The sequence below is a fragment of the Bacillus sp. CR71 genome (assembly GCF_003429245.1).
Taxonomy (GTDB): Bacteria; Bacillota; Bacilli; order Bacillales; family Bacillaceae_G; genus Bacillus_A; species Bacillus_A thuringiensis_S.
The window spans coordinates 1,229,029-1,244,877 of sequence record NZ_CP031748.1 but is presented as its reverse complement, the minus strand read 5'-3'; the positions used below and the strand labels follow the sequence as shown (position 1 = coordinate 1,244,877).

Genomic DNA, 15,849 nt, shown 5'->3' with positions numbered 1-15,849 from the left:
TTCACTACAAGCGTCGCTCTTACAATCGTTACAGTAAATTTTTATTTAGGGGGATCTACATGAGTCAAACAATAGGGAGAATTGAAGAAATTTCATTTTATAGCGCATCACTTCAAGAAGACGTTACACTTCTCGTTTATTTACCAGTAAATTACACACCACTGCACAAACATACAGTTGTAATTGCACAAGATGGTAGAGATTATTTTCAGCTCGGTAAAGCGCATCGTGTAATTGAGCGCCTTCGTGAAACTGAAGAAATTGACCGTACAATTATTGTCGGTATTCCATATAAAAATGTACATGATCGTAAAGAAAAATATTTCCCAAATGAAGTAAAAAATGCTGCATATATACGTTTCCTTGCTCATGAACTTGCACCATATATTGATGAAAATTATCCAACGTACCAAATGGGAAAAGGTCGTGTTTTAATTGGTGATTCTCTTGGCGGAACAGTTTCCTTTATGACTGCACTTATGTATCCGCATACATTCGGTAAAGTCGTTATGCAATCACCATTTGTGGATGAGACAGTAATGAACTTAGCAAAAGACTTCAAAGATCCACAAGCATTAGAACTGTATCACGTCATCGGTACAGAAGAAACGGCTGTAAAGCGTACTGATGGACAAGTATCTGATTTCGTAGAACCGAACCGTGAGTTAAATACACTTCTTACAGATAGAAATTTCATTACGCATTACGAAGAGTTTGAAGGTAATCATACTTGGAAATATTGGCAAACTGATTTACCAAAAGCCTTCTCTCATATTCTATCAATGAAATAATAGAGAGCAGTATTCAGAATAATTTGATATAATAGACGAAGAGATCTATTTATCTCAAAATCTAACTAGACTTACAAAGGGAGGAATTGGAACATGAAATTAGGCATTGTAATTTTTCCATCTAAAATGATTCAAGATAAAGCGAACGGATTGCGTAAGCGTTATGACCCACACTACGCATTAGTTCCGCCACATATTACATTGAAAACACCCTTTGAGACGCAAGATGAACAATTAGAATCGATTGTAAACGAGCTACATACAATCGCAGGTAAAACGAACCCTTTCACCCTTCATGTTGGGAAAGTCGGTTCATTCGCACCTGTTAATAACGTCCTTTATTTTAAAGTAGAAAAAACACCTGAACTTACTTTCTTAAATGAAGAAATGCATGGCGGGTTATTCACGCAAGAACGCGAATATGCTTTCGTACCTCACTTAACAATCGGACAAGGCTTATCAGATGCAGAGCATGCTGATGTATTGGGGCGATTACGTATGAAAGATTTCTATTATGAACAACCAATTGATCGTTTCCATCTTCTATATCAATTAGAAAATGGAACATGGACTGTACACGAAACATTCCATCTTGGAAAGGGGAACAACTAATTTGCACGCACAGATTGTACAAACGGACGAACAACTAAGAGATGCATTCTCTGTACGTAAACAAGTGTTTGTAAATGAACAACGTGTCTCTGCTGAAGAAGAGTACGATGAGTTTGAAGAAACTTCAACACACGTTGTTATATATGACAATGATGTTCCAGTTGGTGCTGGACGTTTTCGCACCCTTGATGGTATAGGAAAAGTGGAACGCATTTGCGTGCTAGGTTCCCATCGAAAAAAAGGCATCGGAAAAATTGTTATGGATGCGCTTGAAGCGTATGCAAAGGAAAATTCGCTACCAAAATTGAAACTTCATGCTCAAACACATGCTGAAGATTTCTATAAAAAACTTGGATATGTAACGAGTTCTGATGTATTTATGGAAGCAAATATCCCGCACGTCGTAATGATAAAAGAATTGTGATTTGAAAGCAGGAGGTGACCCCTCCTGTTTTTTTACATTGCTATTTTCTTTTTCTTCCGCTAAAGTTAAATGTTGATGCTATAGTTTTGAAGGTGAATATATGACACAAGAAAAATTTTCACAAAAATCGTTAACACACGCTGATATTCCGCGTGCGACATATCATACTCCGAAAACATCTACCCATTTAATTATGGAAGAAGATGTAGATGCGGCTTATTTCCGCGCTCTCGAACAACAAAATGTTTTTTTAAACGAAAAACAATTAGAAGCCGTGCGCACAACAGAAGGTCCTGTTCTTACACTAGCTGGTGCTGGAAGCGGGAAAACATCTGTTTTAACAACTCGCGTTGGTTATTTAGTAAATGTAAAACAAGTTCATCCAAGAAATATTTTATTACTTACATTTACACAAAAAGCAGCTGAAGAAATCCGAAGTCGTGTTGCAAAGTTACCAGGTATGAATCATGCAGCAAGTAGCTACGTTGTTGCTGGTACATTCCACTCTGTTTTCTTAAAATTGCTTCGTAGTCAAGGGTATAATCAGCAAATTTTAGCAAATGAAAAACATAAACAAATTATGATAAAGAAAATCTTAAAAGAATTGCGTTTAAAAGACGATTATGATTCGGAAACGATCCTCGCGATGATTTCACTTGAGAAAAACAAATTAAATCGTCCGAAAGATGTAAAGGCGAAAACGCCAGTCGAACAAGAATTTAAAGAAGTATATGAACGTTTTGAAGAGGTAAAACAACGATACAATTATATTGATTTCGATGACATCTTATTGGAAACATATTATATGTTAGAAAATAATGCTCCTTTACTAACTCAATTACAACAACGTTTTCACTACATTGAAGTAGATGAGTTTCAAGATACATCCTATGCACAATATGAAATTGTAAAATTGTTAGCCACGCCAAGAAATAATTTGTTCATCGCAGGTGATGATGATCAAGCAATTTATGGCTGGCGAGGGGCAAGTCACCAAATTATTTTATCTTTTCCAAAAGAATTTGATAACACAACAATCATTGCACTAAATACGAATTATCGATCCAATCCCTTTATCGTCGGGCTTGGAAATGAAGTTATAAAATTAAATCAAGAACGTTTTGATAAAGAGCTATACTCCGTTCGTGAGGAAGGTGTACAACCTTTTTATGCAAGACCTGCTACAACTCTTGATGAAGCAAATCAAATTTTGCAGCTCATTCAAGAAAAAGTAGATAGCGGTGACCGAAACTATAAAGATTTTTGTTTACTGTATCGCACACATTCTGTAAGCCGTTCGTTACTTGATCAGCTTACCATTCATAAAATTCCGTTTATTAAACACGGGGCGAGCCAATCATTTTATGAACATTCTTTAATTAAGCCTGTATTAGATCATTTAAGACTCGTGATTGAGCCGTTTCGACTAGAATCACTTTCAAACATATTGCCGACGATGTATATCGGACGTGATGATTGTATTTCATTTATTGAACGTGAACAATGGAAATATGGTGAAGGCCGTTTTCCTTCTCTTCTTCATTTCTTATTATTAAATCCGAGCTTAAAACCTTTTCAAGTGAAAAAGGTAAATGAGCGCATCGATTTTATTAAATTTATTAAAGAATTAGAACCGAAAAAAGCATTAAAAGAAATCATACATGGTAAAGGAAAATATTTAGAGTACTTACAAAGTAACGATCGTTCTTCCTTTACGATGCATAAAGACATACAAGAAGAAATGTTGGAAGAATTAATGGAGTCTGCAACTCGTTTCACCGATATTCCAGCTTATTTACAATTTATCGACGAGGCGATTCAAGGTCAAAAGGAAATGGAAGCATTAAAAACAATGCCGCAAAAAGATGCCGTTTCACTTATGTCAATTCATAACGCAAAAGGCCTTGAATTTCCATGTGTCTTTTTACTTGGAGCGAGTGATGGAATCCTGCCCCATACTTCTTCTTTAAAAGATGCAAATGATCGTATTACGGAAACTTCTGAAGCGTTAGAAGAAGAACGCCGATTACTGTATGTCGCCATTACACGTGCGAAAGAAGAGCTTTACATTTCTTCTCCGCAATTTTTCAGAGGAAAGAAATTAGATATATCTCGTTTTTTATATACTGTGCGAAAAGATTTACCTGAAAAGACATCCACTAAATAAGGATGTCTTTTTTTATATCACATTATGTACATCCCTCCTATATAAATTCCTTGTTTTTATCGTGAGAATTAACGTAATATCAGCCATATCCCACTCATATTGTAATAGTGTATGTCAGAACTCACGATAAGGAGTGAACATAATGAGCTGCAATTGTAACGAAGACCATCATGAACATGATTGTGATTTCAACTGTGTATCGAATGTCGTTCGCTTTATACATGAACTGCAAGACTGTGCAACAACAACATGTGGATCTGGTTGCGAAGTTCCATTTTTAGGTGCACATAACACTGCATCAGTAGCTAATACACGTCCTTTTATTTTATACACAAAAGCCGGAGCACCTTTTGAAGCATTTGCACCATCAGCAAGTCTTACTAGCTGCCGATCTCCAATTTTCCGCGTAGAAAGTATAGATGATGATGATTGTGCTGTATTACGTGTATTAACTGTAGTATTAGGTGATAACTCCCCTGTACCACCTACTGACGATCCCATCTGTACGTTTTTAGCTGTACCAAATGCAAGATTAGTATCAACCTCTACTTGCATTACTGTTGATTTAAGTTGCTTCTGTGCGATTCAATGCTTACGCGATGTTACAATTTAAAACTAAATAATGCGTTAAGTATGGATTGGGTGGCAGATAATTCTGCCACCCAATCCATGCTTAACGAGTATTATTATGTAAATTTCTTAAAATTGGGAACTTGTCTAGAACATAGAACCTGTCCTTTTCATTAACTGAAAGTAGAAACAGATAAAGGAGTGAAAAACATGTTCTCTTCTGATTGCGAATTTACTAAAATTGATTGCGAGGCAAAACCAGCTAGTACACTACCTGCCTTCGGTTTTGCTTTCAACGCGTCTGCACCTCAGTTCGCTTCACTATTTACACCACTACTATTACCTAGTGTAAGTCCAAACCCAAATATTACTGTTCCTGTAATAAATGATACAGTAAGTGTTGGAGATGGTATTCGAATTCTACGAGCTGGTATTTATCAAATCAGTTATACATTAACAATTAGTCTTGATAATGCACCTGTTGCACCAGAAGCTGGTCGTTTCTTCTTATCATTAGGTACGCCAGCTAACATTATTCCTGGATCAGGTACAGCGGTTCGTTCTAACGTTATTGGTACTGGTGAAGTAGACGTATCCAGCGGTGTTATTCTTATTAACTTAAATCCTGGTGACTTAATTCAAATTGTACCAGTTGAGTTAATTGGAACTGTAGACATCCGTGCAGCAGCATTAACAGTTGCACAAATTAGCTAGTAAAAAGCGGTATTTCTAATACAGAAATACCGCTTTTTATATGTATAATAAAAAACACTCACAGTAACATGAGTGTTTCATTCTTCATAGTGTTTTATTGTGTTCTTCTTTTTCCCACAATTGCATCCCTTTTTCTTCACAAATCCTTGTTGTTGTAATTGTTCTTGATATGCCTGTTGTTGTGCATGGTGCTGTTGCTGTATTTGATACCACTGCTGCAGGTCATATGAATTTTGCCTAGGATTATTGCTCACAGCAAACATCTCCTCTACTGTCAATTCTGTCTATTTACTATATGAACAACTCTTTATTTCCGTTCCCTCATTCTTTTAAACTCCGCTTTTTCTCTTATTATGAAAATATATTATTCTCCCATAAAATATCCTGTAATCGTTTCAATGATTGCTGCTGCTCCTGCAATAGCTAATAATGCAAGTAACGGCTCCGCAACGATAGGAATCCAATTATATAAAACTAATAAAAAAGCACTAACCCATACACCTGTACACCAATAACAGCTTAATAATTCGCCAATCCACTTTCTTAATCCTTTACCTTTCACTTTTGTAAACGTTGATACACTTCCATCTGGCTCCGTAATCTCTAATTCATCAATAAATGGTCTTCGCAAAAAGGCTGTAATTTTATCATAAACAATTAAACGAGTGAGCCTAAAGGCTGCTAACGCGAAAATAAAAAATAAAAGCCAGCTTGTAAACAGCATAATTCCACCTTCCCTTATCTTCTTTCGCCTATTTAAAAAAAAAGGTCTTGAGATTGTGACCAAATCTCCTCGACTCCAATATCTTATTAATGTAAATACAAACAAGAAGATAAGGAGTGACATTAATGAGTTGTAACGAAAATAAACACCATGGCTCTTCTCATTGTGTAGTTGACGTTGTAAAATTCATCAATGAATTACAAGATTGTTCTACAACAACGTGTGGATCTGGTTGTGAAATTCCATTTTTAGGTGCACACAATACTGCATCAGTAGCAAATACACGTCCTTTTATTTTATACACAAAAGCTGGAGCACCATTTGAAGCATTTGCACCATCTGCAAGCCTTACTAGCTGCCGTTCTCCAATTTTCCGTGTGGAAAGTGTAGATGATGATAGCTGTGCTGTACTACGTGTATTAAGTGTAGTATTAGGTGATAGTTCTCCTGTACCACCTACTGATGACCCAATTTGTACGTTTTTAGCTGTACCAAATGCAAGACTAGTATCGACATCTACTTGCATTACTGTTGATTTAAGCTGTTTCTGTGCGATTCAATGCTTACGCGACGTTACTATCTAATAAGTGAAGTAAACTAAAAAACTATTGGGGTGGTAGAAGCTTTCTACCACCTTTACATATTTAAAAGCCGGCCATACTAATTGATTGGATATCATCTATAGACAACCTAATATCTCTCATGCTATTTTGCGGCATAATAGATACAATGCCATTACGATACGATATGATCGATCCAACATAAGAAACTGTAGCTGTTTTTATTCTGCACCTTACTTTCGGAATGTAATGAGGGCGGTTTAATAAAAAATGAATTTTTTCATCATTATTCATATCCTTAAATGATTTATTATACGGAACAGTTCTTACTGGTTCTTTCTGTTCTTGTTGTTCTTGTTGTTCTTGTTGTTCTTGTTCTGCGTGTGCTTCTTTTTTCTCTTCTTCTATTTTTTCTTCCACTTGCTGCTCTTCTTGTTGTTCTTGTTCTGTTACCTCTTCCACAGCACTACTTACAATATTTTCATTTCTATTACTTTGCTCTTTTTGATCTTCATTTCCAAAGTTTGTCAGGATAATCCTTTTTATTTTCGGTGCAGTAAGTTCTAAACTTACTTGCGCAATATATAACAACGGTTTTCCAACTGTTGAACTTTTATTTTTATTCTTCACACTCGTCCCTCCCACTTCCATACGTAGCTGAATAAATTGTGTACTATTATAGTTATATTCATCACGTGGTAAGAACTTTCGTTAAAAATCGTTCTTTCTCAGAACAAATAAAAAGGACAATCTCAGCATTTAGAGATTGTCCTTTAAAAATTAATATTATATTTATCCTAGGATATGATACCCTGAATCAACATGAATGTTTTCTCCTGTTACACCGCGAGCTAAATCACTGAATAGGAATACTGCTGTATCGCCAACTTCTTCTGGAGTTGTTGTACGACGAAGTGGTGCGCGCTCCTCAATTTCTCTTAAGATTGAGTTGAAATCGCCTACACCTTTTGCAGATAACGTACGAATTGGTCCTGCAGAAATAGCGTTGACACGAATACCATGTTGACCTAAATCGTTTGCTAAATATTTCACGCTCGCTTCTAATGAAGCTTTCGCAACACCCATAACGTTATAATTTTTCACAACACGCTCGCCGCCAAGGTATGTTAACGTTAAAATATTTCCGCCTTCTGTCATAACTTTCTTCGCTTCTCTGGCTACAGCTGTTAAAGAGAATGCACTAATATTTTGTGCAAGTAAAAATCCATCGCGAGAAGTATCTACAAATTCGCCTTTTAAGTCATCGCGATTTGCAAAAGCAATACAATGTGCTACACCGTGAATAGTACCTACTTCTTGTTTAATTGTTTCAAAGCAAGCTGTAAGTTCCTCATCATTTGTTACATCACAAGGTAATACAAGTGATTCTTGTCCTTCTAATGTATCCGCTAATTCACGAACATTTCTTTCTAAACGTTCTCCTGCATATGTGAAGATTAATTTTGCACCTGCATTATGCAAAGAGCGAGCAATTCCCCACGCAATACTTCTTTGGTTCGCAACGCCCATAACAACAAATGTTTTCCCTTGTAATAGTTCCATGATATATCCTCCCAGAAATACTTATACTTGTTATTAGTACCTGATACTATAATTATAGTACCATAAAACCGCTTAAAGGCAAACAAAAAAGTCATTAACAGAAATTTGTTAATGACTTTTGGTTTCTATAAAAAAGCGCTCTAATCCTTCTTCCCAAGACGGCATTTGTAAAAAACCATTTAATCGTAGCATGTTATGTTGAAAGATAGAATATTTGGGCCTCGCAGCCGCAGCCCCGAATTCTTCCGTTGAAACAGGTAACACATTCACTTTCATATTTGTATACGAAAATATCTTTTTTGCAAATTCAAACCAAGAGCATGAGCCTCTGTTTGATACGTGGTATGTACCGTATAAAGAAGTATGAATGAGCTTATTAATAACTATATTTAAATCCGCCACATACGTAGGAGAGCCAACTTGATCCGCTACAACAGATATTTCATCTCTTTCTTTTCCTAATCGCATCATCGTTTTCACAAAATTATTTCCATATTTACCATATAGCCACGATGTGCGAACGATAAAATATTTATTATGTAACTCTTTGACGAACTGCTCCCCCGCATACTTAGAGGCTCCATATATATTTATCGGCGCTGGACTATGAAATTCATCGTATCCCTCTGGTCTGGCGCCTTGAAATACATAATCAGTACTAATATAAACTAGTTTCGCTCCTACTAATTGTGAAGCGACCGCTACATTTCGAGCTCCGATTGCATTTATTCTATATGCAAGATCCTGTTCTTTCTCCGCATGATCTACTTTCGTATAGGCAGCACAATGAATAATTATATGTGGTTTTATTTCTTGTACCACTTGTTGTATTCGGGATATATTTGTCACATCTAATAACTTTTTATCAAATGGATATATATCATATTCTTCAGAGTTTAACTCTTCAAATAGTTGCTTTCCTAATTGGCCGTTTGCTCCTGTTATGATAACCCTCTCTTTCATTTAACATGCCCCTTACTGGTCTTTTAGTAGTTTCCACCATTCCTTATTCTTTTCATACCATTTCACCGTCTCTTGTAATCCTTGTTCAAACGTATATTTCGGTTCCCAATCAAATTCATTCTTCATTTTCTCTGCATCAATCGCATAACGACGATCGTGCCCTAAACGATCTGTAACATATTCGATATCTTTTTTTGTTTTTCCTAAAAGAGTAATAATTTGTTCCACAACTTCTACATTTGTTTTTTCATTATTTCCACCTATATTATATACTTCTCCTACACGTCCCTTATGCAGAACAACGTCAATCGCACTACAATGATCCGTTACATGTAACCAATCTCTTACATTTAAACCATCACCATATAACGGTAGTTTTTTTCCTTCCAGTGCATTCGTAACCATTAACGGAATTAATTTCTCGGGATACTGGTACGGCCCATAATTGTTAGAACAACGCGTTACTATAACCGGTAAGTGATATGTTTTATAGTAAGATAGAGCTATCAGGTCCGCGCTCGCCTTACTTGAAGAATATGGACTATTTGGAGCTAACGGCGTTTTCTCTGTGAATTTCCCTATTTTCCCTAAAGAGCCATACACTTCATCCGTTGATACTTGCACAAGTTTTATATGCGAATATTTTTTAACTAGTTCTAATAAAGTGACCGTCCCAATTACATTTGTATCATAAAAAGGAATCGGATTTTCAATACTACGGTCCACATGTGATTCAGCTGCAAAATTTACAATCACTTGTACGTCTCGCTCTTTTATAATATGTTCTAATAGCTCTCCATTTTGAATTTCTCCTTTTACAAAAGAGTAATTCGGGTGATTCTGAAGAGATTTTACGTTATTTAAATTCCCGCTATATGTTAATGCATCGTAATTAATAATTTTATATGTTTCATAACTTTGTAGCATATAATGAACGAAATTACTTCCAATAAATCCAGCCCCACCTGTTACTAATATATTCATAAACAACGCTCCTACTTAAAAACTATCTTCATATTCCTCTAGTAATGGTAATATCTGATCCTTATCGGACAATATAGGATCGGTTACTGGCCAAGGAATTGCTAAATCTTTATCTTCCCAAAGTAATCCTGAGTCATGCTCTGCGCTATAATATTCATCTACTTTATACATAACGATAGTATGCGGAACAAGGGTGCAAAATCCATGCGCAAACCCTTTTGGCACTAGTAATTGTCGATGGTTATCTGCACTTAAAATATACCCTTTCCATTGTTTAAATGTTGGTGATTTTTTTCGTAAATCAACGATAACATCATAAATTGCCCCTTGCATAACTTGAATGAGTTTCGTTTGTGCTTTCGGTTTTTTTTGAAAGTGTAGTCCCCGAATCGTTCCTGCCTTAGCCGAATAAGATACGTTATCCTGTACAAATGAATACGTAATCCCTAATGTTTCTAGCACCTGCTTATTATAGCTTTCTGAAAAAAAGCCACGCTCGTCTCCAAACAACCTCGGTTCTAACAATTTTGCATCGATAAAATTTGTTTCTACGACTTTCATATTCTCACCTATTCTCCGTTAAACTGTTTCCCAAAATCAATATCCCGTGCTAACGTATTCGCCTTTTGAAGAGAAGCATGAGTTCCCGCATCAGTCCACCAGCCGCTCATTTCATTATAAGTAAGTACCCCTCGTTTTAAATACCAATTATTTATATCTGTAATTTCAAGTTCTCCCCGTGCAGAAGGTTTTAATTCTTTAATATAAGAAAAAACTTTCGAATCATACAAATAAATTCCCGTAACAGCATAAGAACTTTTCGGCTCTTTCGGCTTTTCTTCAATTTCAACTATTTTTCGGTTTTGAATATGTGCTACGCCAAATCTTTCGGGATCTTCTACAGATTGCAAGAGCACTTTCGCACCTTCTTTTTGATTTGCAAACTCTTCAACATACGGAAGAATATCATCTGAAAAAATATTATCCCCCAATATAACTACCATACGATCATTCCCGACGAAATCTTCACAAAGCCCTAACGCCTGTGCGATACCGCCCGCTTTATCTTGCACACGATACGTAAAGGACACGCCAAATTCATGACCACTCCCTAAGAAGCTAACAACATCCCCCATATGCTCTTTACCTGTAATAATCATAATGTCTGTAATATCGCATTGTTTTAGCTTATATACCGCATGATAAATCATCGGATACCGACCAACAGGAAGTAAATGTTTATTCGTTACTTTCGTTATTGGATATAATCTCGATCCAGTACCACCTGCTAAAATAATTCCTTTCACTCTGCATCTCTCCTTTATGATGGAGATAATATATCTTTGTAATGTTCTATAAACACTTGCCGGTACTTCTCATATGTATCCGCATCAAACTCATCCCCGTTGTAATGAATACACCATAAATTTGCTTGATTTGGGATACCGATTAAATAACCAGCCCTTTGAAACTCTAAAGACTGTGACACATCATAAAAGTGAAACCCTTGAAACAAATCTTCTCGCCACGGAATATCATACTGCGTTGCCATGAATAAACCATCAATTGCCTGAACTGACAAAAATGGTTGATTACCATAAAAAACCTGATCTAAATTTAATAATTGATAATTCTGTCTTCTGTATTCAATCACTTTCCCTACTAAATTTTTTCCTTCCCACCATATCCCGTTATTCGGTAAAAACTGAGCCCCAGCGACTCCTATTAAACCAAGCTTTTCATTTTCTTTAAAAAGAGATATAAGTGTAGAAAACATGTCTCGATTAATAAGATATGTATCTTGATGTATATACACTTTGTATTTCGCTGGATATGAAAGGGCTCGGTTGTATGCACTTGCCATACTTTGTGCATCTCGTATCGGAAAAATTTGTACGACATAGCCAGGGGGAACAAAAATGTTTCTGATTTGGCTCTCACATTGTTTGAAAAGCTCTTCATTATTTACACAAACAACAACTAATATTGTATGATCTTTCATTTTTGTCCCCCCTTTTATTCTTCCTTATTTACCTCTGACATATAGTGTTCCACAAATATTTCCCGATACTTCTCATAGTTCGTCATATTCACATCAAAATGATAATGGATACACCAAGCATCGCGCTGTACAGGTACACCGACTGTATATCCTGCTTTTTTAAATTCAAATGATTGAGATACATCATAAAAGTCAAATCCGTCAAATAAGTCTTCTCGCCACGGAACATCATATTGTGTCGCCATTAATAAACCGTCAATACATTCTACAGGAATAAATGTTTTTGATTCGTGATACGGTTGTTCTAAACTTGCCATATAAAACAAATCATTCATATAACCAATGACCTTTCCTACAATTCCACGCCCTTCGTTCCATACACCAGTTGGAGGAACATATTGCGCTCCAACCATCCCAATCATACCAAGGTGTTCATGTTCCTCAAATAATTGAAGTAATCCGTATAAAAAAGCTCTATTTATAATAAAAACATCTTGATGTAAATACACTTTATACTTCGCTGGATGCGAAATGGCTTGATTGTATCCACTCGTCATACTTTTCGCATTTCGAATCGGCATAAATTGGACAATATACCCTGGTGGTACTAACAATTGCAATATATGTCGCACGCAGTTTGCATACAATTTCCGATCATTTATACATGTAACAAATAATATTGTTTTGTCTGCAGCACTCATAATTGTGATTTTTCAGCTTCAATAATATACTGAAATACAACTGTCTCAGCCATGAAGCCACTTCCAAGACGATATTTTTTACAAATTCCATATAACTCCTCAATAAGTGGCTCATACATTTTATGATCAACATATACACGATCTACTTTACTAATAACATATCCTGCTTTTAAAAACATTCTTAGCATTTCATTAAATGTAAAGAAACGAATATGTGTTTTATCTAATAAACCATATTCTGTATACGTCCAATTTCCGGCAAGTAAGGGAGCTAATACTGAAATATGAGCAACGTTTGGTATACTTGCTAAAATCACACCATTTTGCTTTATATATGGCTTAACCTTTTCAATCACAGCCCATGGATCAAATAAATGCTCTAATACATCTCCAAATAGGATGCAATCAAATTGCCCCTCCTCATAAGGAAGATCTATTTTTTCTATATCCCCTAAAATAACATGATCTAGTCTTTCTTTCGCTTTTTCTGCAGCCTCTGGAAATGCCTCGATTCCTGATACACGTGTACCATTTTCTTTAATAGCTGCTCCCAATGTACCGCTCGAGCAACCAATATCAAGAACTTCTTTCCATTCCTTTTTTATATGCTTTAATAAATTCGGATTCGCTGCATTATAATAATGCTCGGATTTTTCTTCATATAAAGAACTTTTTTCGCGATTCATTTCACACACTCCTTATGCAAATTGAATTAGAAATATAAATCTCATATGAATTCTATAAAGTGCAGATTTTGTTCATCCCCCACTGATTATTAGCCCGCAAATAGCTTTATAAAATTTTTTATCTATATTGGTTTCGTTACTGATACTCTAATATATAACCAATCTATTAGAGTTAGAATAACGATAAATCATTTCTAAAAAACGAAACCTATTACGCTTTATATGGTTTATCAAAAACTCCCCGAAAATATTTACGGTTATATTCAATTGCAGCATTATTCGGAACATAAGAAGCTGCTAATTCATTGTAATAATACGCTTTATCCTGCTCCCCTAACCTGCTATAACAAATACACATTTGTAAATAGGGTAGCCATGTGTAGCTAGCTGGACTATGAAAAGGACTTTCCGTTGCCATTGGTACTTCCGTTGCAAGTTTAAACCAAAATATCGCTTCATTATATTTTTCTTGTTCCATATATATATATCCTATTCTTGTACAATTCTCTCCTCTAGGGACGTCATACCGAAACGACTTCACACAAGATTCGATTGCCTTCTCCCACATTCCGAGCTTCGCATAGCAATCTCCTAACTTACCACATGCATAAATTTTCTCTTCATACCATCCTTCGTCTTGATTAAGAAATGTTTCATAAAGAAGAACTGCATCATCATATTTTTGGTTATCCATAGATTCATTTGCGTAATAAAATAAATCCCTCGAACTCAATTCTTCCCCTGCAGCTACAGTATTTTGAAAAATTTTCAAATTACGATTTGTTACTTTTTTTTCTTTTTTATGTGTAATAGCAACTTTACTACTAAAAGTCTCACCAGCAATAGCTAAATACTCATGAACCTTTCCAAACCATTGAAATTGTTTTTCACGCTTTACAAGTCGATTTCTTTTTGTACAATATAAAGGTTTCCCGTTAGAATCCATCGCAAGATGATAAGGCATCGAAACAGCATCAAATTTAGGATCTAATTCTATTTTTAAGAGTTTCAATGCTTCTTGAGCATCTTCTAATAATACGTCATCTGCATCTAGCCACAATATATACTCTTGCGTCGCTTTTGAAAAAGAAAAATTTCTTGCTGCCGCAAAATCATCAATCCACTGGAAATCATATATGTTAGAAGTGTATTTCTCTACGATTTCTTTCGTTCGATCGACGGAACCTGTATCCACTACTATAATTTCATCCACAATTTTCTCAACTGTCTCTAAACAACGGGCTATTGTCTCCTCCTCATCTCGAACAATCATACATAAACTAATTGTAATTCCTTGCTTGTTCAACATAATCACCCTCTTCCAAATCAATCATATGTTATACATATACTAAACTTTCCATTTTTTTAAATTGTTCAAGTAGTTTAAGATTTCTTTTCAATAATTCAAATGTCCGTGTCATTTTCTTTCGGTTTTGCATCTACTATATAATGAACGCTTTATGGAGGTGAATTTATGTCAAATAATAATTATTCAAATGGATTAAATCCCGATGAATCTTTATCAGCTAGTGCATTTGACCCTAATCTTGTAGGACCAACATTACCACCGATACCACCGTTTACCCTTCCAACTGGGCCTACCGGGCCTACTGGACCTACCGGACCTACCGGGCCTACTGTACCTACGGGGCCTACCGGACCTACTGGACCTACTGGACCTACTGGACCTACCGGGCCTACTGGACCTACTGGCGGAGGAACTGGAATAACTGGACCTACCGGGCCTACTGGTGACACTGGAGCTACTGGACCTACCGGGCCTACTGGTGACACTGGGGCTACTGGACTTACGGGGCCTACTGGTGACACTGGGGCTACTGGACCTACCGGGCCTACTGGTGACACTGGGGCTACCGGACCTACGGGAGCTACTGGACCTACGGGGGCTACTGGACCGACTGGACCATCCGGATTAGGACTTCCAGCAGGATTATATGCATTTAACTCCGGTGGGATTTCTTTAGATCTAGGAATTAATGATCCAGTACCATTTAATACTGTTGGATCTCAGTTTGGTACAGCAATTTCTCAATTAGATGCTGACACTTTCGTAATTAGTGAAACTGGATTCTATAAAATTACTGTTATCGCTAATACTGCAACAGTAAGCTTATTAGGAGGTCTTACAATCCAAGTGAATGGAGTACCTGTACCAGGTACTGGATCAAGTTTAATCTCACTTGGAGCACCTATCGTTATTCAAGCAATTACGCAAATTACGACAACTCCATCATTGGTTGAAGTAATTGTTACAGGACTTGGGCTATCATTAGCTCTTGGTACGAGTGCATCCATTATTATTGAAAAAGTTGCTTAATTTTTTACTTAGCAGTAAAACTGATATCAGTTTTACTGCTTTTTCAATTT

20 protein-coding genes are annotated in these 15,849 nt (G+C 36.2%); 8 read left to right on the top strand and 12 right to left on the bottom strand.

What is annotated here, in order from left to right; translation table 11 throughout:
* Positions 1-59 precede the first annotated feature (59 nt).
* The 6 genes from DOS87_RS06430 to exsF all read left to right on the top strand — a co-directional run bounded on the left by DOS87_RS06430 (position 60) and on the right by exsF (position 5,278).
* Entirely contained in the window at positions 60-791 is a 732-nt protein-coding gene (locus DOS87_RS06430) for an alpha/beta hydrolase (protein WP_000084010.1), read from the top strand.
* A gap of 93 nt (positions 792-884) precedes the next feature.
* The gene (locus tag DOS87_RS06425) at positions 885-1,403 is read left to right on the top strand and encodes a YjcG family protein (RefSeq protein WP_000765871.1); all 519 of its coding nucleotides are present in this window, start codon (positions 885-887) and stop codon (positions 1,401-1,403) included.
* Between the two features lies 1 nt (position 1,404).
* The gene (locus DOS87_RS06420; protein ID WP_000543309.1) at positions 1,405-1,827 is read left to right on the top strand and encodes a GNAT family N-acetyltransferase; all 423 of its coding nucleotides are present in this window, start codon (positions 1,405-1,407) and stop codon (positions 1,825-1,827) included.
* Positions 1,828-1,927: 100 nt separating this feature from the next.
* Positions 1,928-3,994, top strand: coding sequence for an ATP-dependent helicase (locus DOS87_RS06415; RefSeq protein WP_000191211.1), 2,067 nt, complete (start codon positions 1,928-1,930; stop codon positions 3,992-3,994).
* Positions 3,995-4,136: 142 nt separating this feature from the next.
* Positions 4,137-4,607 (top strand): spore coat protein CotY, encoded by a 471-nt coding sequence (cotY, locus tag DOS87_RS06410; RefSeq protein ID WP_001277697.1) that lies wholly within the window; start codon positions 4,137-4,139, stop codon positions 4,605-4,607.
* A 167-nt stretch (positions 4,608-4,774) separates the two neighbouring features.
* Positions 4,775-5,278, top strand: a complete 504-nt coding sequence (exsF, locus tag DOS87_RS06405) for an exosporium protein ExsF (protein ID WP_000492933.1) — start codon at positions 4,775-4,777, stop codon at positions 5,276-5,278.
* Positions 5,279-5,355: 77 nt separating this feature from the next.
* Here the strand turns inward: exsF and DOS87_RS06400 are convergent, their stop codons facing one another.
* Both DOS87_RS06400 and DOS87_RS06395 read right to left on the bottom strand, forming a co-directional pair.
* Entirely contained in the window at positions 5,356-5,541 is a 186-nt protein-coding gene (locus tag DOS87_RS06400) for a hypothetical protein (protein WP_014894818.1), read from the bottom strand.
* Between the two features lie 101 nt (positions 5,542-5,642).
* The gene (locus tag DOS87_RS06395) at positions 5,643-6,002 is read right to left on the bottom strand and encodes a DUF1360 domain-containing protein (RefSeq protein WP_000899662.1); all 360 of its coding nucleotides are present in this window, start codon (positions 6,000-6,002) and stop codon (positions 5,643-5,645) included.
* Positions 6,003-6,127: 125 nt separating this feature from the next.
* On the opposite strand from DOS87_RS06395, the gene exsY reads away from it, so the two are divergent.
* Positions 6,128-6,586: an exosporium assembly protein ExsY gene (gene exsY / locus DOS87_RS06390; protein WP_001277734.1), complete on the top strand. Its 459-nt coding sequence runs from the start codon at positions 6,128-6,130 to the stop codon at positions 6,584-6,586.
* Between the two features lie 60 nt (positions 6,587-6,646).
* Here exsY and DOS87_RS06385 read toward each other — a convergent pair whose 3' ends face one another.
* The 10 genes from DOS87_RS06385 to DOS87_RS06340 form a co-directional block, all read right to left on the bottom strand.
* Complete coding sequence (locus DOS87_RS06385; RefSeq protein ID WP_086413203.1) at positions 6,647-7,213, bottom strand: spore coat CotO family protein; 567 nt, start codon at positions 7,211-7,213, stop codon at positions 6,647-6,649.
* A 141-nt stretch (positions 7,214-7,354) separates the two neighbouring features.
* Positions 7,355-8,125, bottom strand: coding sequence for an enoyl-ACP reductase FabI (fabI, locus tag DOS87_RS06380; RefSeq protein WP_000421885.1), 771 nt, complete (start codon positions 8,123-8,125; stop codon positions 7,355-7,357).
* Positions 8,126-8,233: 108 nt separating this feature from the next.
* Positions 8,234-9,088, bottom strand: a complete 855-nt coding sequence (gene rfbD / locus DOS87_RS06375) for a dTDP-4-dehydrorhamnose reductase (RefSeq protein WP_000664661.1) — start codon at positions 9,086-9,088, stop codon at positions 8,234-8,236.
* A gap of 12 nt (positions 9,089-9,100) precedes the next feature.
* On the bottom strand, positions 9,101-10,072 hold the full coding sequence (gene rfbB / locus DOS87_RS06370; RefSeq protein ID WP_001024179.1) for a dTDP-glucose 4,6-dehydratase: 972 nt from the start codon (positions 10,070-10,072) through the stop codon (positions 9,101-9,103).
* A 15-nt stretch (positions 10,073-10,087) separates the two neighbouring features.
* Positions 10,088-10,633, bottom strand: coding sequence for a dTDP-4-dehydrorhamnose 3,5-epimerase (gene rfbC / locus DOS87_RS06365; RefSeq protein WP_000869412.1), 546 nt, complete (start codon positions 10,631-10,633; stop codon positions 10,088-10,090).
* Between the two features lie 8 nt (positions 10,634-10,641).
* The gene (locus DOS87_RS06360) at positions 10,642-11,379 is read right to left on the bottom strand and encodes a sugar phosphate nucleotidyltransferase (RefSeq protein ID WP_000676159.1); all 738 of its coding nucleotides are present in this window, start codon (positions 11,377-11,379) and stop codon (positions 10,642-10,644) included.
* 14 nt (positions 11,380-11,393) lie between these two features.
* On the bottom strand, positions 11,394-12,074 hold the full coding sequence (locus DOS87_RS06355) for a glycosyltransferase family protein (protein ID WP_000651525.1): 681 nt from the start codon (positions 12,072-12,074) through the stop codon (positions 11,394-11,396).
* Positions 12,075-12,088: 14 nt separating this feature from the next.
* The gene (locus DOS87_RS06350; protein ID WP_001271181.1) at positions 12,089-12,775 is read right to left on the bottom strand and encodes a glycosyltransferase family protein; all 687 of its coding nucleotides are present in this window, start codon (positions 12,773-12,775) and stop codon (positions 12,089-12,091) included.
* Positions 12,772-13,461, bottom strand: a complete 690-nt coding sequence (locus DOS87_RS06345) for a class I SAM-dependent methyltransferase (RefSeq protein ID WP_001078436.1) — start codon at positions 13,459-13,461, stop codon at positions 12,772-12,774. The genes DOS87_RS06350 and DOS87_RS06345 overlap by 4 nt, the downstream gene beginning before the upstream one ends.
* Positions 13,462-13,672: 211 nt before the next feature.
* Positions 13,673-14,770, bottom strand: a complete 1,098-nt coding sequence (locus DOS87_RS06340; protein ID WP_000932911.1) for a glycosyltransferase — start codon at positions 14,768-14,770, stop codon at positions 13,673-13,675.
* Positions 14,771-14,935: 165 nt separating this feature from the next.
* On the opposite strand from DOS87_RS06340, the gene DOS87_RS06335 reads away from it, so the two are divergent.
* The gene (locus DOS87_RS06335) at positions 14,936-15,799 is read left to right on the top strand and encodes a collagen-like protein (protein WP_208730227.1); all 864 of its coding nucleotides are present in this window, start codon (positions 14,936-14,938) and stop codon (positions 15,797-15,799) included.
* Positions 15,800-15,849: the final 50 nt, after the last annotated feature.